Genomic DNA, 15,571 nt, shown 5'->3' on the forward strand with positions numbered 1-15,571 from the left:
CTGCGAAGGTTGCGATTAAGGTCGACCTGTCGGTGATGGCGGAGCGAGCAGGACGGGGACAGCGGCGGTGGCAGGGGTGGCACGACGGCGGGACGGGCACGTCACCCAGGAACGGATGCTGGAGGAGGCCATGGCGGCGATCGCCGAGAACGGCCTCGCCTCCCTCACCATGTCGGCGCTCGCGGAGCGACTCGGCACGAGCGGCGGCCACATCCTGTACTACTTCGGCAGCAAGGACCTGCTGCTGCTCGCCGCCCTGCGGTGGAGCGAGGCGGCGCTCGCCGAGGAGCGCCGCGCGCTGCTCGCCCGGCGGATCACGGCCGAGCGCAAGCTCGACCAGTTCCTCCGGCTCTATCTGCCGCGCGGCCCGCGCGATCCGCGCTGGACCCTGTGGATCGAGCTCTGGGCCCGCACCCCCGGCAACGGCGCGCTGCGCGAGGCCCAGGAGGAGCTCGACCGGGGCTGGCAGGAGGACCTGGAGGCACTGTTCGCGGCGGGCGTCGCACGACGCCGGTTCGCCCCGCTCGAAGCGGGCGCCCGCGCCTCCGAACTCCTGGCCCTGCTCGACGGGTTGAGCACCCGGGTCGTCCTGGGCCAGGAGTCCGGCCGCGATCCGCGGCCCGCCCTGGAGGTGGCGCGCTCGGCCGCACGGGCGCTCGTCCCCCCGTACGCCTCCGAGGACCTCGACAGCCCTTCAGGCATGGCGATGTGACGGTACGTCAGCCCCGGTAGGCCTCAAGGAGGCGCAACCACGCCTCGCTCAGCGTCGGGTACGAGGGGACGGCGTGCCACAGGCGGGCGATCGGGACCTCGCTGACGACCGCGACCGTCGCCGAGTGGATCAGCTCCCCGATGCCGGGACCGACGAAGGACACCCCCAGGACGACCTCCCGGTCCAGGTCGACGACCATCCGGGCGTGCCCGCGGTACCCCTGGGCGTAGAGCCCGGCTCCGGCCACCTGCCCCATGTCCAGGTCCACGGCCCGGACCCGGTACCCGGCCTGTTCGGCCTCGGCCAGGCTGAGGCCGACGGCGGCCGCCTCGGGGTCGCTGAACACCACCTGCGGTACGGCGGCGTGGTCGGCGGTGGCGGCGTGCGCGCCCCAACTCCCGTCGTCCAACGGCTCGGTGCCCCGCGCGCGGGCGGCGATCGCGGCCCCGGCGATCCGGGCCTGGTACTTGCCCTGGTGGGTCAGGAGCGCCCGGTGGTTGACGTCCCCGACGGCGTAGAGCCAGTCGCTGCCGGTGACCTTGAGGCTGTCGTCGACGTCGAGCCAGGAGCCCGGCTTCAGGCCGATCGCCTCCAGGCCGATGTCCTCGGTGCGCGGGGCCCGGCCGGTCGCGAAGAGGACCTCGTCGGCCTCGACGTGGTCGCCGCCCTCCAGGACCACGGTGACCGGTCCCGTACCCCCGTCGCGTACCACCGCGCTGACCGCGGCGCCGGTACGGATGTCCGCGCCGCGCGTGGTGAGGGCGGCGGCGACGTGCTCGCCGACGAAGGGTTCCATCCGGGGCAGCAGGCCTCCGCCCCGTACGAGCATCGTGACCTTCGCGCCGAGGGCCTGCCAGGCGGTGGCCATCTCCACGCCCACCACTCCCCCGCCGACGACGGCGAGGCGCTCGGGCACCCGGTCGGCGCTGGTCGCCTCACGGCTGGTCCAGGGCCTGGCGCCGGGCAGGCCGGGCAGCTCGGGGAGGACGGCGCGGCTGCCGGTGCAGACGGCGACCGCGTGCCGGGCGGCGAGGACGTGCCGCTCCCCCTCGGGCCCGGCGACCTCGATCCTGCGCGGGCCGAGGAGTCGGCCGTGGCCCCGGAAGACCCGTACGCCGATGGAGTCGAGCCAGTCCACCTGGCCGTCGTCCTTCCAGTGGCCGACGACCTCGTCCCGGTGCGCGAGGACCTCAAGGGCGTCCAGCGGGCCGTAGACCGACTCGCGCAGTCCGGCGACCTTCCGGGCGTCGGAGCGGGCGATGGCGGGGCGGAGGAGCGCCTTGCTGGGCATGCAGGCCCAGTACGAGCACTCGCCGCCGATCAGCTCGCTCTCGACGATCGCGGCGCTGAGGCCGGCGGCCCGCACCCGGTCGACGACGTTCTCCCCCACCGGGCCCGCGCCGAGGACCACCACGTCGTACTCGTGCTCGTCTTCCACCGTTCGCGTCATGGGTCCCAGTCTGGCGCAGCGGGCCGGAATAGCGCGGCTCGATACGCCGTTGTGCCGGGCGAGTCCCCAGGGGACCGTGAGGACACCGCCAGGAGACCCCCGAGAGGCAGGAAAGCATGAGCACCGTAGCGCTCACCAAGGACAACTTCGACGAGATCGTCAGTGGCAACGAATTCGTCCTGATCGACTTCTGGGCTTCGTGGTGCGGTCCCTGCCGTCAGTTCGGCCCGGTCTTCGAGGCGGCCTCGGAGCGCCACCAGGACCTGGTCTTCGCGAAGGTGGACACCGAGGCGCAGCAGGAGCTGGCCGCCGCGTTCGAGATCCGCTCGATCCCGACGCTGATGATCGTGCGCGACAACGTGGCCGTGTTCGCGCAGCCGGGCGCGCTGCCGGAGGCCGCCCTCGAGGACGTCATCGGGCAGGCGCGCAAGCTGGACATGGACGAGGTCCGCAAGTCCGTCGAGGACGCCAAGGGGAAGTGACCCCTCACGAGGGGGTACGGGAGAGTCTCCCGTACCCCCCTCTCGCGGGTCAGTCGCGGGCCGGGGGGCGTACGAGCGCCGTCAGGCCGTAGTCGAGTTCGCGTCCGTCGACGAGCAGCGCCTCGACCGTCCGCGTCTCGGGGTCGATGTCGGCCATGACGCCGTGCCCTTCGTAGATCGGATAGCCCGACTCGCCGCGCCGTCCGGTCGCCTCGACGACGGCCGAGCGGATGGCGCTGTCCGTCACGGAGGCGTCGCCCCGGTCCTCGACGTGCGCGGGTACAAGGAGGATCTCGAATCGCTTCGGAACTGTGCTCATGAATCGACGCTAAGCGTTCAGCTGGACTCCCGCCGGACGACCCGCGAGGCCAGCAGGGCCCGGCTGAGGGGCGGGGCCGCCGGTTCGCGTACGGCACGGTCGACCAGCTCGGCCAGCTCGCGCCCCAGCACCATGTCGATCTGTACGGTGCTGAGCCGGGGCCGGAGGAGTCGGCCGAGGAGCAGGTCGTCGGCGCCGATGACGGCGGTCTCGGAGGGTACGGCGACGCCCGCGTCCTGGAGCGCCCGCATCAGGAGCATCGCGTACTCGTCGTTGTAGGCGAAGACGCCGTCGAGGCCCAGCTCGCGCCAGCGCCCGGCGAGCGCGTCCGCCGACTCCTCCTCGTACCGCAGCGGCAGGGGTACGACGGAGGCGTCCGTGCCCGCGACGGCGCGCCGGGCGCCTTCGAGGCGGGGGCCGGCGAACATCGCGAGTCCCGGCTCCTCGGGCATGACGACGCCGATCCTGCGGCGGCCGGTCTCCACCAGGTGGGCGGTGGCGACCTCGCCGACGCGCCCCTGGTCCATGACGAGGGCGTGGGTGCCCTCGACGCCCTCGGTGCCGAGCGTGATGACCGCCCGCGCGCCGGAGCGTTTCAGGATCTCGACGCCCTGGCCGGTGAGCTGGATCTCGCCGAGCGAGACGACGGCCACCGGCCGGAGTTCGGCCCAGGCGCGGGCGGCCTCCTCGGCCTCCAGGCCGACGCTGCCGTACTGGACGACGGTGTAGTCGAGGCGCCGCAGCGCCCACTGGAAGTCGTTGAAGAACTGGCTGTACAGCGGCCCTACGGGGACGTGGGAGGTCGGCAGCAGCACCATCCGGCTGTGGCCGGCGCGCAGACTGCGGGCGGCGGCGTGCGGGACGTACCCCAGCTCCTCGGCCGCCTCGCGCACCCGGCGGCGGGTGGGTTCGCTGATGCGGACGGCCGAGGTGTTGTTCAGGACGTACGAGACGGTGGCCCGGGAGACGCCCGCGAGGCGGGCGACATCGGCGCTGGTGGGGACCGCGCGCCCGGCGGGGCGTCCGGAGGAGTGTTCGGTTGGCTGGCTCATCGCTCCGGCATCTTTCCAGAACGATCCGGCACGAGGTCTGGCGGATGGCCGGAATCGAGTGTTAGACAGTGCTCACACGCGTCACTGACACGTGTAACTCTACCGCTCGATCCGCTTCTCGCCCCTTCGTGGGGCGATCTCCCCAGGAGGGCACCGTGGCCCTTTCCTCCCCCGGCACCGACGCGTCCGGCCCCGACGCGTCCGGCGCCGACGCCTCCGGCACCCGCCCCACCGGATCGCCCGCGGCGGCCCGGCCCACACGCGGACTGCTCCCGCTGCTCCTCGCCGGGAACACCGCGATGTACGCCCTGTACGTCGGCGTCCCCGGCATGCTCCTCGCGCTCCAGATCGAGGACATCGACCCCGCCGACAAGGTGGCCAACTTCGGCCTCGTCTCCGGCATATCCGCGATCTTCGCCACCGTCTTCAACCCCGTCGCGGGCGCCCTCTCCGACCGTTCGGGCCGCCGCAATCCGTGGATCCTCGCCGGCGGACTCCTCGCTCTTCCCGTGATGCTGCTCCTCGGCAGCGTGGACACGGTCCTGCTCGTCACCATCGCCTGGTGTCTCGGCCAGGCCGTCATGAACGTCTACCAGGCCGCCCTGACCTCCGTGGTGCCCGACCGGGTGCCCCTGGCCGCCCGGGGCAAAGCCTCCGCGGCCGTCGGCCTCGGGCTCCCCGTCGGCTCGACGATCGGCGCCCTCGTCGGCGCGGCCTTCTCCGAGGACTACCGCACCGGCTACCTCGTCCTCGGCGCGGTCGTCGCGGCCACCGCCGTGCTCTTCACGACCTGCGCCCGTGAGCAGCGGATGCCGGCCAAGGCCCCGCTGCCGGTGAGGGAGCAGCTCGCGGCCTTCGGCAGCGCCCTCAAGGACCACGACTTCCGGTGGGCGTTCATCGGCCGCGCCCTCCTCGTCCTCGGCTACTTCGCGGTGGCCGGATTCCAGCTGTACATCCTCAAGGACCACACCGACCTGCCCGCCGGGCTCGGCGCCGAGGAGGCCGTGGCGGTCCTCATGCCGCTCAACGCGGTCGCCATGGTGGTCTCCACCGTGCTCGGCGGCTGGCTCTCGGACCGGTACGACCGCCGCAAGCTCTTCGTGGGCGCCTCCGCGGCGCTCGCCGCCGTGGCCCTGCTCATCCCGGCCGTCTCGACGAGCTGGACGGCGATGCTGGCGTTCTCCGTCGTCAACGGGCTCGGCTTCGGCTGCTACATGGCCGTCGACACCGCCCTGGTGACCATGGTCCTGCCGAAGGCCGAGGACGCGGCCCGTGACATGGGTGTCCTCAACGTCGCCAACGCGGGCCCGCAGATCGTCGCCCCCTTCGTGGCCTCGCTCGTCGTCTCGCTCAGTGGCGGGTACACGGCGCTGTTCCTGGTCGCGGCCGTACTGTCGGTACTCGGCGCGCTCGCCGTGCGCCCCATCCGCAGCGTGCGCTGACCCCGTCGGCGTCCGCAGAGAACCGTCAGAAGGGCGGCGCCGTGCGTCTGCACACGACCACCTGGGGGTCCGGCGACCGGATCGCCCTCCTCGTCCACGGCATCATGTCCGACCACCGCACCTGGCGGCGGGTCGGACCGGCGCTCGCGGAGCGCGGCTACCGGGTGATCGCGGTGGATCTGCGGGGGCACGGGAGGAGCGGGCGGGCCGCGGGGCCGGAGGAGTACGGGCCGGACGACTACGCCGACGATCTCGTCGAAAACCTTCCGGTCGGAGCCGAGTTGGCCGTCGGACACTCGCTCGGCGGGCTCGTCCTGGCCCGCGCCCTCGAACGGCTGAAGCCGGACCGCGCGGTCTACTCCGACCCCGCCTGGCACCTCGGCGAGGGCCCCGACGGCTACCGGGCCGAGCTCTTCGTCCGGGGCAAGTCGATGACCAGGGAGCAGATCCGGGGGTTCAACCCGCACTGGTCGGACGAGGACCTCGACACCGAGATGGCGTCGGTACGGGACTGGGACGAGCGGTCGGCGTACGGCCTGGTCGACTTCGTGGGGGCCGACCTGTGGCCGGCCCGCGCCGGGGTTCCCTCGCTCGTCGCCCTCGCCGACCCGAGCATGCTGGTCTCCCCCGCCTCGGCCCGGATGCTGGAGGGCCGCGGCTTCACCGTCCGCACGGTGGCGAAGTCGGGGCACACCATCCACCGGGACGACTTCGACGGGTTCATGTCCGCGCTGAGCGACTGGATCTGACGTACCGTTCAGGCATGGAAGACGCGTCGATGGACTCCTCGATGGTGGGACTGCTCGGCCGGGTGACCGGCACGATCGGGCCCGGTCTCGTCGGTGAGGTGATCGTCCGGATCCGGGGCGGTGCCGAGCACTTCCTCGCCCATCCGGCGGCCCCGAAGGAGCGGATCGATGTCGGAACGGTCGTGATGGTCATGGAACATCTCCCTCCGCGCACCGTCTATGTCACAGCCGCGTACGACAGTTGACCAAACCGTTGAGTGGCGCCCGTCACAGGCGCACACTCCCTTCACCGGGTCCGTGTCGGCTCCGGTGAAGGGGGACCCAGTCCATGGGCATCGGCATTCTGGCGGGCGTCGTCGTCGGCGCCTTCGCCGTTCTCATCGGTGTGTTCAAAATGATGTGGCGCGTCGCTGAACCCAACGAGGCGCTGATCATCTCCGGTTCCAACCACAAGAACGAGGGCCTCGGCGCGGGTATGGGGTTCCGTATCGTCACCGGCCGCGGCACGCTCGTCATGCCCGGAGTGCAGGCGGTGCGCAAGCTCTCGCTCGACCTCAACGAGACACAGCTGTCCGTCGAATGCGTCACCCACCAGGGCATTCCGCTCAAGGTCCGCGGTGTGGTGATCTTCAAGGTCGGTGACGACTTCGTGTCGATCGCCAACGCCGCACGCCGCTTCCTCGATCAGCAGAAGCTGATGTCGGAGCGGGTGCACATCGTCTTCGCCGGTCATCTCCGCGCCATCGTCGGCGGATTGACCGTGGAGGACATGATCCGTGACCGGGAGAAGCTGACCGGGCAGGCCCGTTCGGCCTGTGGCACGGAGATGGAGAAGCTCGGTCTGATCGTCGACTCGCTGCAGATCCACGAGATCGAGGACCCGACCGGGTACATCAAGAACCTGGCCGCCCCGCACGCGGCCGCCGTCCAGCGGGACGCGCGGATCGCGCAGGCCGAGGCGAACCGGCGGGCCACCGAGGCCGAGCAGCAGGCCGCGGCGCGCATGTCGGAGGCGACCCGCGACAGCGAGATCCTCCAGGCGGGTTACCAGGCCGAGCGGGACCAGGCGTCCGCGAAGGCCCGGCAGGCCGGACCGCTGGCCGAGGCCGCCTCGCGCCAGGAGGTCGTCGTCCAGGAGACCCGGGTCGCCGAGCTGGAGGGGCACCGCAAGGAGCAGCAGCTCCAGGCGGAGGTCCGCAAGCCCGCCGACGCGATGGCGTACGAGACCCGGACGCTGGCCGAGGCCGAGCGTGACGCCCGGATCTCGGCGGCCGAGGCCGAGGCGAAGGAGACGGAGCTGGCGAGCGCGGCCCTGGCCACCGCGACCCGGTTGACGGGTGAGGCCGAGGCGGCGGCGCAGCACGCCAAGGGGCTCGCGGCCGCCGAGGCGACGCGGGCGCACGGCCTGGCGGAGGCCGAGGCGATCAAGGCGCGTGCGGCGGCGCTCGCGGAGAACCAGGAGGCCGTGGTCGCCCAGCAGTTGGCCGAGAAGTGGCCGGAGATCGTCTCCGCGGGCGCGTCGGCGTTCGGGAACGTGGACCAGATGGTGCTGCTCAACGGCGCCGACGGGATGGCGGACGTGTTCGCCAAGGCGCTGACCATGGGCGGCACCGGGCTCGGTCTGGCCCGGCAGCTGCTCACCACGATGAACCCGGGCGCTCAGGAGCGGTTGGGGGCGGTGCCGTCACCACGCGCGTCGGAGGAGAGCGTGGAGATCACGGTCTCCTCCGACGAGAAGTAGTCGCGCCACCCAGCGCGCCCAGCACGGCTCGTAAGTCCAGCACTCGCCGCACGTCCAGCGCGTCCCTACAGGCCGGGCCCGGTGCCGTCACGACGGCGCCGGGCCCCGGTCGTGCGCTCAGGTGGCCTCAGTTGTGGCCGAACTTGCGTTCCTTGCGGTGCGACGTGTGCTCGACGAGGGGCATCGACGGCTCTCTCGCGGGGGCCGTCGCGGACTTCTCCTTCGTGGCCGCGTCGATGCGGTGTTCATGGCCGCCGGTACGGGCTCCCCGGTTCGTCCGGGTCTGTTTCTTGCCCACGATCGTGCCTCCCGTGACGGGTCTCGGACTGCGGTCCGTATCCCTTCAGCGTGGCACGGGGGCAGGTGGGCCGCATGTCAGAGCGGGCGGCCGAGGACGCGGGCGAAGGCGGCGAGCGTCGGCGCGCCCGACGCCCGGTCCAGTACGGCGAAGACGGCCTCCTCGAAGTGGCCGGCGAAGCGTCCGTCCCCGGTGAGCAGCGCCTTGAACGCGCCGGCGACCTGCTCCGGGTCGTTCTGGAAGACCCCGCAGCCCCAGGCGCCGAGCACGAGCCGCCGGTAGCCCGCCGCGGCCGCCGTCTCCAGGACGCGCTCGGCGCGGGACGCGAGGGCGGCGGGCAGGCGGTGGGCGAGTTCGGGGGTGCGGCGGCGGACGACGCCCGCGTTGGGGGCGGGCGAGGTGAGGAAGCCGACGGTGAAGGGTTCGGCGAGGAGGGCCCCGCGGTCGTCGCGGAAGACCGGCACCCGGGGCGAGTGGATGACCCGGTCGGTGTAGAAGACGTCCCTTTCCTCGCGGTGGTGGGCGTAGTAGGCGGGGGCGCGCAGCAGTGTGGCGTGGAGGGCGGAGGAGCGGCAGAGCGCCTCCTCCTGGGCCTGGGCGCCGTTGAGGTAGCCGCCGCCGGGGTTCCGAGCGGAGGCGAAGTTCAGGACGGCGACGGGGCGGGTGGCGTCGGCGCCGGTCATCCTGCGGGCGGCCACCAGGCTGCTCTCGCCGGTGACGTCGATGACAGGGGTGCGGTCGGTGTCGGGGGCGACGGTGACGGGTCCGGGGCCGTGGAGGCGGGTCCCGGCCAGCGCGGCGGTCAGGTCGTCGGTGAGGGAGACGGTCCGGCCGTCGGGAGCCTGGTATCGACCGGCGGCCACGATCTCCTCGGTCTGCCGCGCGATCGCGCGCAGTCGTGCACTCATGCCGCCCAGCTTGATCGTTTCGCCCCGTTCGGCACAACGGGATTTCCCGGATCGGGAGCGCGTCTCCCGGCACGCCGTGGGGCAGGCGGTTTCGGACGGGCGGGGTCCGACGGGCCGGGGGCGCTCTTGCACGCCGCTCGGCGGTGGCTTTAGGTGGAGACAGCGAGGAGACAGGACGAGACAGCGACTCTCCGGGACCGGCCCCGTCGACCGGTCCCGATGACCAGGAGGTGTACGGATGTCGTCGAGCGGCATACCGCGCGGTGGGCCCCCTCTCACCGAGCGTGAGGCGGAGGATCTGCTGCGATGTATCTGCTTCAAGACCGGCCCGCCCCGCACCGTGGGGGTGGAGCTGGAATGGCTCGTGCACGAGCTGCGTGACCCCCGGCTTCCGGTACGGCCGCCGAGGCTCGCGGCGGCGATCGACAGCCTGCGGTCCCTGCCGCTGGTGTCGTCGCTCACCTTCGAACCCGGCGGGCAGCTGGAGCTCAGCTCGCGCCCGGCCGGATCGCTCATGGAATGTCTCGACTCCCTCGCCTCGGACCTGCGCGCGGTGCGGTCGGCCCTCGAACCGCTCGGTCTGACCCTCAGCGGCTACGGGGTGGACCCGTGGCACGCGCCGCGCGGCCGGGTGCTCCACGAGCCGCGGTACGACGCCATGGAGGCCGTCCTCGACCGGACGGGTCCGGCCGGGCGGGCGATGATGTGCGAATCGGCGTCGGTGCAGATCTGTCTGGACGCCGGCGTCGAGGAGCCGGGCCCGCTGGGCTACCACCGGAGATGGCAGCTCGCGCATCTCGTGGGCGCGGTGCTCGTGGCCGCGTTCGCCAACTCCCCCGTACACGGCGGCCGTCGTACCGGATGGCGCTCGACGCGACAGGCGCTGTGGACGGACCTCGACCCGCTGCGGGCGCTCGCGCCCCCGCCGGACGGGGAACCGCGCGCGGAGTGGGCCGCGCACGTCCTGGACACGCCGGTGATGTGCGTACGGGCCGACGAGGGGCCGTGGACGGTGCCGGAGGGGCTGACCTTCCGTGACTGGCTGCGCACGGGCCTGCCCCGGCCGGCCGACGCCGACGACCTGCGCTATCACATGACGACGCTCTTCCCGCCGGTGCGGCCTCGCGGTCATCTGGAGCTGCGGATGGTCGACGCGCAGCCGGGACGGGACGGCTGGATGGTGCCGGTGGCGGTGACGACGGCGGTGTTCGACGACCCGGAGGCGGCGGAGAGCGTGTACCGGGCGGTGAAGCCGCTCGCGGAGCGGGCCGGTGCCGGTCCCGCCCCGCGCAATCCGCTCTGGCTGGCGGCCGCCCGCGACGGTCTCGCCGATCCCGAGCTGCACGCCGCCGCCCGCGCGGTGTTCTCGGCCGCCCTGGAGGCGCTGCCCCGGATCGGGGCGAACGAGGAGCTGCGGCGGCAGGTCGCCGCCTTCCACGAGCGGTACGTGATCCCCGGGAGCTGCCCGGCCGACGACTTCGAGGTGGTGGCGTCATGACGGTCACGGGTACGGGGACGGGGACGGGGACGGATCTCGATCCGGAGGCCCTGCGGCGGCGGGCACTCGGCGCCCTGACGGCCGCGCGGGAGCGCACGGCGCTGCTCACCTCCTGTGTCGGGGACGGTGACCTCACCGCCCAGCACTCGCCGTTGATGTCTCCGCTGGTCTGGGACCTGGCGCACATCGGCAACCAGGAGGAGCAGTGGCTGTGGCGGGCGGTGGCGGGCCGTGAGGCGCTGCGGCCCGAGATCGACTCGCTGTACGACGCCTTCGAGCATCCGCGCGCCACCCGTCCTTCGCTGCCGCTGCTCTCGCCGGGCGAGGCCCGCGCCTACGCGGCGGACGTACGGCTCCGGGTCCTCGACGTCCTTGAGCGCACCCCGTTCGAGGGGCGGCCGCTGCTCGACGCCGCGTTCGCCTTCGGGATGGTCGCCCAGCACGAACAGCAGCACGACGAGACGATGCTGATCACCCATCAGCTGCGGAAGGGACCTGTCGCCCTGACCGCTCCCCCGCCGCCGGTCCGGACGGCCGGCCCGCTGCCCCCCGAAGTCCTCGTCCCCGGCGGCCCGTTCACCATGGGTACGTCGGACGAGCCGTGGGCCCTGGACAACGAACGTCCGGCGCACCCCCGGTCCGTGGCCGCCTTCCACATCGACACGACACCCGTCACCATCGGCGCCTATCTGGCGTTCATGGCCGACGGCGGGTACACGGACGCGCGCTGGTGGCGGGCCGAGGGGTGGGTGCAGATCCGGGAGCACGGCATCGTGGCGCCGCTGTTCTGGCGCCAGGACGGCGGGCAGTGGCTGCGCCGCCGGTTCGGGGTGACGGAGCCGGTGCCGGAGGAGGAGCCCGTCCTGCATGTGAGCTGGTACGAGGCGGACGCCTACGCGCGCTGGGCGGGGCGGCGGCTGCCGACCGAGGCCGAGTGGGAGAAGGCCGCCCGGTGGGACCCGGTCTCCGGGCGTTCGCGCCGCTACCCGTGGGGGGACGCGGACCCGGGCCCCGAGCACGCCAACCTCGGGCAGCGGCATCTGCGGCCGGCGGCGGCGGGCAGCTACCCGGAGGGCGCCTCGCCGCTCGGCGTACGGCAGCTGATCGGTGACGTGTGGGAGTGGACGGCGAGCGACTTCCTGCCGTACCCGGGCTTCACGGCCTTCCCGTACAAGGAGTACTCGGAGGTGTTCTTCGGGCCGGAGCACAAGGTGCTGCGCGGCGGTTCGTTCGCCGTGGACCCGGTCGCCTGCCGGGGCACCTTCCGCAACTGGGACCTGCCGGTGCGGCGCCAGATCTTCTCCGGTTTCCGTACGGCACGCAGCGCGGAGCTCGACTGATGTGCCGTCATGTCGCCTACCTGGGCGAGCCGGTGGCGCTCGGCGAGCTGCTCGTCCGGCCGGAGCACGCCCTGCTGCGCCAGTCGTGGGAGCCCCGTACCCAGAGCAGCGGTGTGGTGAACGCCGACGGCTTCGGGGTGGGCTGGTACGCCGAGGGGGATCCGGTGCCCGCCCGGTACCGGCGGGCGGCCCCCATCTGGGGCGACCTGTCGTTCGCGGACCTCGCCCGGGTGGTGCGCTCAGGGGCACTGCTCGGGGCGGTCCGGGGGGCGACACTGCCGGGCGCGGACGGGGAGGCCGCGGCGGCGCCGTTCGGCGCCGGGCCCTGGCTGTTCAGCCACAACGGCGCCGTCGAGGGCTGGCCCGACTCCCTTGTGGGGCTCGCCGGTTCGCTGTCGGCCGGTGAACTGCTCCGGGTCGAGGCGCGCACCGACTCGGCGCTGCTCTGGGCGCTCGTACTGCACCGGCTGCGGGCCGGTGACGCGCCGGGTCCCGCCCTGGCGGACACGGTCCGGGAGGCCGCCGCGGCGGCCCCGGGATCCCGGCTGAACCTCCTGGTCACCGACGGTGTCCAGATCGCCGCGACCACCTGGGGGAACGGCCTCTGGTACCTGAAGGGCCCCGACCGGGTGGTCGTGGCCTCCGAACCGTACGACGACGACGCCCGGTGGCGGGAGGTGCCCGAGCACACGCTCGTGACCGCCACCCGCGCCGATGTCACCCTCACCCCGCTCAAGGAGCCGTCCGCGTGAGCCCGTTCCAGCTGACCCGTACCCTCGCCCCCGACGCCGCCGGCGCCGATCTGCGTGCCGACGTCCTCCACGGCCTGACCCGCTCCGTCAAGGAGCTGCCGCCGAAGTGGTTCTACGACGCCAGGGGCAGCGAGCTCTTCGAGGAGATCACGCGGCTGCCCGAGTACTACCCGACGCGGGCCGAGCGGGAGATCCTGAAGGAGCGGGCGCCGGAGATCGCCGCCGCCACCGGGGCCAGGACCCTGGTGGAGCTGGGTTCCGGTTCCTCCGAGAAGACACGGTTCCTGATCGACGCGCTGCTGCCCGGCCTCGACGACTACGTACCCGTGGACGTGAGCGAGTCTGCGCTGACCGGGGCGGCCGAGTCCTTGCTGGCCGAGCGGCCGGAGCTGAAGGTGCACGCTCTGGTCGCGGACTTCACCAGAGGTCTCGCCCTGCCCGGGTCGCCGGGGCCACGCCTGGTGGCCTTCCTCGGCGGCACCATCGGCAACCTGCTGCCGAGCGAGCGGCGGACGTTCCTGCGTTCGGTGCGGGCGATGCTCACGCCGGGCGACGCGCTGCTGCTCGGCACGGACCTGGTGAAGGACGAGGCGACGCTCGTGGCCGCGTACGACGACTCGGCGGGAGTGACGGCCGCGTTCAACAAGAACGTCCTCTCGGTGATCGACCGTGAGCTGGGCGCGGACTTCGACCCGGACGCCTTCGACCACGTGGCGGTGTGGGACGGCGAGCGGGAGTGGATCGAGATGCGGCTGCGGGCCCGCCGCGCGCTCACCGTGAAGATCCCCGAACTGGACCTCGTGGTGCCCTTCGCGGCGGGCGAGGAGATGCGGACGGAGGTGTCCGCGAAGTTCCGTCAGGCGGGTGTACGGGCCGAGCTGGCGGAGGAGGGCCTCGACCTGGAGCGCTGGTGGACCGACAGTGAGGGCAGGTTCGCGCTGTCGTTGGCGACGGCGCGCTGAGAGACGACCTGCTGAGCCGCGGCCCGCCGAGTGACGGGCTGAGGAGTGGCGGGCCGTTGAGTGACGGGCTGATGAGCGAGGGCGCGCTGGGTGACGGGCAGCGGAGTAACGGCCCGCTGCGTGACGGTCTGCTCGGCGGCGGCCGCCAGGGCGCGGCGGTCCGGGTGCCGGAGAACCGGGAGGGGCTCCGGCATCCGGACGACGGCGGTGAGGTGGCGGGTCGTGACGACCCGCCACAGGGAGGCGCCGAGCAGGTCGTCCCCGACGTACGCGGCGGAGTCCGTGGGCCGGTAGTCGATCCGTACCGGCTGCACGGCGCATCCGGCGTCCAGGGCGGCCTGGAACGCGGCCGGCCGGAAGCGTCCGCCGGCCCGCCCGCACCAGGTGGAGCCCTCGGGGAAGACGATCACCCGGCCGCCGCCCGCGAGCACCACGGTCATGGCGTGGACGGTGCCGGGCAGGGCCCTGAGGCCGTCCCGGTCGATGAAGAGGGTGCCGCCGAGCGCGGCCAGCGTGCCGAGGACGGGCCAGCGGCGCACCTCCGCCTTGGCGACCATGCGGCCGGGGAGTACGGCCGCGATCAGCGGGATGTCGAGCCAGGAGACGTGGTTGGCGACGACGAGGAGCGGGCCGGTGGCGGCGGGCGCTCCCTCGTACCGGACGCGCACGCCGAAGGCGCGGACCACCGCCCGCAGCCAGTGCCGGACGAGGGCGAGCCGGTGGGCGGCGGGGAGGAGGCCGGTGGCGGGGGCGAGCAGGAGACCGAGGAGGACGGTGACGAGGCCGGCGGCCAGCCGGACCGAGGCCCGGACGGCCCCGGCGGCGGCCGCCCCGGCCCGGTGGAAGGTCTCCGGGTGGGCGGCGCAGTGGCCCGGGGTGCAGGGCGCCGTGGGGAGCCACGGCGAGAGGGCCGTGGTCCCGTTCACCGTGCCGGGGCGAGCGAGAGGAAGTGCTTGAGGTAGCGCGGGTTGGTCCGGCGCAGGGACAGCAGGACGTAGAGGTCGGCGACGCCGAAGGCGGGGTCGTGCGCGGGGGCGCCGCACACCCAGGCGCCGAGCCGGATGTAGCCGCGAAGCAGCGGCGGGAGCTCGGTGCGGCCCTCGGGGCGGGTGATGCCGTCGGGGCTCCAGAGCTTGTGCGGGGTGACCCAGTACTCCTCGGGGGCGAGGTGCTTGGCCTTGACGGTGTCCCAGGTGGCGGCGGCGAGGGTGCCGCCGTCGGCGATCGGGAGGGAGCAGCAGCCGGCGAGCCAGTTGTGGCCGGTGCGGGTCATGTAGCGGGCGAGGCCGGCCCAGATGAGGGCGATGACGGCGCCGTTGCGGTGGGCGGGGTGGACGCAGGAACGGCCGACCTCCACCAGGTCGTGCCGGAGGGGGGCGAGCCGGGTGAGGTCGAACTCGCTCTCGGAGTAGAGGCGTCCGGCGACGGCGGCCCGGTCGGGCGGCAGGATGCGGTAGGTGCCGACGACCTCGCCGGTGCCCTCCTCCCGTACGAGGAGGTGGTCGCAGTACGCGTCGAACGCGTCGGTGTCGAGGCCGGGCTCGGGGCCGTCGAGCTGCGCGCCGAGTTCGCCGGCGAACACCTGGTGGCGCAGCCGCTGGGCGGCGCGCACGTCCTCCTGGCGCGTGGCGATCTCGACGACGTACCGGGGCGTGGGCTCCTCGGCGAGGGAGGCGGGCTGCTCGGCGACGGGCTGCGGCTGGGCGGGGAGGTGAAGCTGGGCGGGGGCCTGCGGCTGGGCGGGGACCTGAAGCCGGGCGTCGGGTTGCGGCTGGGTGGGGACGGCGAGCGTGGGGGTCAGTGCGGCCATGTCGGGCTCCTCCGGCGTACGGAAGGGGAAGGGGCGGAGCGGGCCGTGAGCGGTGG

Annotated in this window: 17 protein-coding genes; 10 read left to right on the plus strand and 7 right to left on the minus strand. The window is 73.3% G+C overall.

All coding sequences use genetic code 11. The features are described 5' to 3' along the window. The first annotated feature begins 67 nt into the window (after window positions 1–67). Window positions 68–712 (plus strand): TetR/AcrR family transcriptional regulator, encoded by a 645-nt coding sequence (locus ACIRB7_RS14010; RefSeq protein ID WP_403597082.1) that lies wholly within the window; start codon window positions 68–70, stop codon window positions 710–712. A gap of 7 nt (window positions 713–719) precedes the next feature. Here the strand turns inward: ACIRB7_RS14010 and ACIRB7_RS14015 are convergent, their stop codons facing one another. Further along, window positions 720–2,162 carry a dihydrolipoyl dehydrogenase family protein gene (locus ACIRB7_RS14015; protein WP_403597084.1) on the minus strand — a complete coding sequence of 481 codons (1,443 nt, stop codon included), beginning with the start codon at window positions 2,160–2,162 and terminating at the stop codon, window positions 720–722. A 116-nt stretch (window positions 2,163–2,278) separates the two neighbouring features. On the opposite strand from ACIRB7_RS14015, the gene trxA reads away from it, so the two are divergent. Further along, entirely contained in the window at window positions 2,279–2,644 is a 366-nt protein-coding gene (trxA, locus tag ACIRB7_RS14020) for a thioredoxin (protein WP_403597087.1), read from the plus strand. A 49-nt stretch (window positions 2,645–2,693) separates the two neighbouring features. Here the strand turns inward: trxA and ACIRB7_RS14025 are convergent, their stop codons facing one another. Then, entirely contained in the window at window positions 2,694–2,963 is a 270-nt protein-coding gene (locus ACIRB7_RS14025) for a hypothetical protein (RefSeq protein ID WP_403597090.1), read from the minus strand. A 17-nt stretch (window positions 2,964–2,980) separates the two neighbouring features. After that, entirely contained in the window at window positions 2,981–4,015 is a 1,035-nt protein-coding gene (locus tag ACIRB7_RS14030) for a LacI family DNA-binding transcriptional regulator (protein ID WP_403597093.1), read from the minus strand. A 155-nt stretch (window positions 4,016–4,170) separates the two neighbouring features. Here ACIRB7_RS14030 and ACIRB7_RS14035 point away from each other — a divergent pair, with 155 nt between their 5' ends. The 4 genes from ACIRB7_RS14035 to ACIRB7_RS14050 all read left to right on the plus strand — a co-directional run bounded on the left by ACIRB7_RS14035 (window position 4,171) and on the right by ACIRB7_RS14050 (window position 7,947). Next, window positions 4,171–5,457, plus strand: coding sequence for an MFS transporter (locus tag ACIRB7_RS14035; protein ID WP_403597096.1), 1,287 nt, complete (start codon window positions 4,171–4,173; stop codon window positions 5,455–5,457). A gap of 41 nt (window positions 5,458–5,498) precedes the next feature. Beyond that, window positions 5,499–6,206: an alpha/beta fold hydrolase gene (locus ACIRB7_RS14040; protein ID WP_403597099.1), complete on the plus strand. Its 708-nt coding sequence runs from the start codon at window positions 5,499–5,501 to the stop codon at window positions 6,204–6,206. A gap of 14 nt (window positions 6,207–6,220) precedes the next feature. Continuing rightward, a complete protein-coding gene (locus ACIRB7_RS14045) occupies window positions 6,221–6,451 on the plus strand; it encodes a hypothetical protein (RefSeq protein ID WP_403597102.1) in 231 nt (76 codons plus the stop codon). An 83-nt stretch (window positions 6,452–6,534) separates the two neighbouring features. Beyond that, window positions 6,535–7,947 (plus strand): flotillin family protein, encoded by a 1,413-nt coding sequence (locus tag ACIRB7_RS14050; protein WP_403597105.1) that lies wholly within the window; start codon window positions 6,535–6,537, stop codon window positions 7,945–7,947. 127 nt (window positions 7,948–8,074) lie between these two features. On the opposite strand, the gene ACIRB7_RS14055 is transcribed toward ACIRB7_RS14050, so the two are convergent. Next, window positions 8,075–8,245 (minus strand): hypothetical protein, encoded by a 171-nt coding sequence (locus tag ACIRB7_RS14055; RefSeq protein ID WP_403597108.1) that lies wholly within the window; start codon window positions 8,243–8,245, stop codon window positions 8,075–8,077. 77 nt (window positions 8,246–8,322) lie between these two features. Next, window positions 8,323–9,153 carry a TIGR02452 family protein gene (locus ACIRB7_RS14060; RefSeq protein ID WP_403597111.1) on the minus strand — a complete coding sequence of 277 codons (831 nt, stop codon included), beginning with the start codon at window positions 9,151–9,153 and terminating at the stop codon, window positions 8,323–8,325. 238 nt (window positions 9,154–9,391) lie between these two features. Between ACIRB7_RS14060 and egtA the strand changes: the two genes are divergently transcribed. Genes egtA through egtD form a run of 4 tightly spaced genes read left to right on the plus strand, consistent with a single transcriptional unit; the run spans window position 9,392 to window position 13,705 of the window. After that, complete coding sequence (gene egtA / locus ACIRB7_RS14065; protein ID WP_403597114.1) at window positions 9,392–10,651, plus strand: ergothioneine biosynthesis glutamate--cysteine ligase EgtA; 1,260 nt, start codon at window positions 9,392–9,394, stop codon at window positions 10,649–10,651. Continuing rightward, window positions 10,648–11,991, plus strand: a complete 1,344-nt coding sequence (gene egtB / locus ACIRB7_RS14070) for an ergothioneine biosynthesis protein EgtB (RefSeq protein ID WP_403597117.1) — start codon at window positions 10,648–10,650, stop codon at window positions 11,989–11,991. Before egtA ends, egtB begins: the two co-directional genes overlap by 4 nt. Beyond that, entirely contained in the window at window positions 11,991–12,743 is a 753-nt protein-coding gene (gene egtC, locus ACIRB7_RS14075) for an ergothioneine biosynthesis protein EgtC (RefSeq protein WP_403597120.1), read from the plus strand. The genes egtB and egtC overlap by 1 nt, the downstream gene beginning before the upstream one ends. Next, window positions 12,740–13,705, plus strand: coding sequence for an L-histidine N(alpha)-methyltransferase (egtD, locus tag ACIRB7_RS14080; protein ID WP_403597122.1), 966 nt, complete (start codon window positions 12,740–12,742; stop codon window positions 13,703–13,705). Before egtC ends, egtD begins: the two co-directional genes overlap by 4 nt. Here egtD and ACIRB7_RS14085 read toward each other — a convergent pair. Next, window positions 13,600–14,631, minus strand: a complete 1,032-nt coding sequence (locus ACIRB7_RS14085; protein ID WP_403597125.1) for a lysophospholipid acyltransferase family protein — start codon at window positions 14,629–14,631, stop codon at window positions 13,600–13,602. The two genes, egtD and ACIRB7_RS14085, sit on opposite strands and share 106 nt — an antisense overlap. Continuing rightward, window positions 14,628–15,515, minus strand: a complete 888-nt coding sequence (locus ACIRB7_RS14090) for a GNAT family N-acetyltransferase (RefSeq protein WP_403597127.1) — start codon at window positions 15,513–15,515, stop codon at window positions 14,628–14,630. The genes ACIRB7_RS14085 and ACIRB7_RS14090 overlap by 4 nt, the downstream gene beginning before the upstream one ends. Between the last annotated feature and the right edge of the window lie 56 nt (window positions 15,516–15,571).

This window comes from Streptomyces sp. NPDC093795, assembly GCF_044764665.1.
GTDB lineage: Bacteria > Actinomycetota > Actinomycetes > Streptomycetales > Streptomycetaceae > Streptomyces.

Bases quoted from the DNA above. Each gene is read 5' to 3' on its own strand.
- ACIRB7_RS14015 (WP_403597084.1), bottom strand. From the start codon at position 2,162: ATGACGCGAACGGTGGAAGACGAGCACGAGTACGACGTGGTGGTCCTC.
- trxA (WP_403597087.1), top strand. From the start codon at position 2,279: ATGAGCACCGTAGCGCTCACCAAGGACAACTTCGACGAGATCGTCAGT.
- ACIRB7_RS14025 (WP_403597090.1), bottom strand. From the start codon at position 2,963: ATGAGCACAGTTCCGAAGCGATTCGAGATCCTCCTTGTACCCGCGCAC.
- ACIRB7_RS14030 (WP_403597093.1), bottom strand. From the start codon at position 4,015: ATGAGCCAGCCAACCGAACACTCCTCCGGACGCCCCGCCGGGCGCGCG.
- ACIRB7_RS14045 (WP_403597102.1), top strand. From the start codon at position 6,221: ATGGAAGACGCGTCGATGGACTCCTCGATGGTGGGACTGCTCGGCCGG.
- ACIRB7_RS14050 (WP_403597105.1), top strand. From the start codon at position 6,535: ATGGGCATCGGCATTCTGGCGGGCGTCGTCGTCGGCGCCTTCGCCGTT.
- ACIRB7_RS14060 (WP_403597111.1), bottom strand. From the start codon at position 9,153: ATGAGTGCACGACTGCGCGCGATCGCGCGGCAGACCGAGGAGATCGTG.
- egtA (WP_403597114.1), top strand. From the start codon at position 9,392: ATGTCGTCGAGCGGCATACCGCGCGGTGGGCCCCCTCTCACCGAGCGT.
- egtB (WP_403597117.1), top strand. From the start codon at position 10,648: ATGACGGTCACGGGTACGGGGACGGGGACGGGGACGGATCTCGATCCG.
- egtC (WP_403597120.1), top strand. From the start codon at position 11,991: ATGTGCCGTCATGTCGCCTACCTGGGCGAGCCGGTGGCGCTCGGCGAG.
- ACIRB7_RS14090 (WP_403597127.1), bottom strand. From the start codon at position 15,515: ATGGCCGCACTGACCCCCACGCTCGCCGTCCCCACCCAGCCGCAACCC.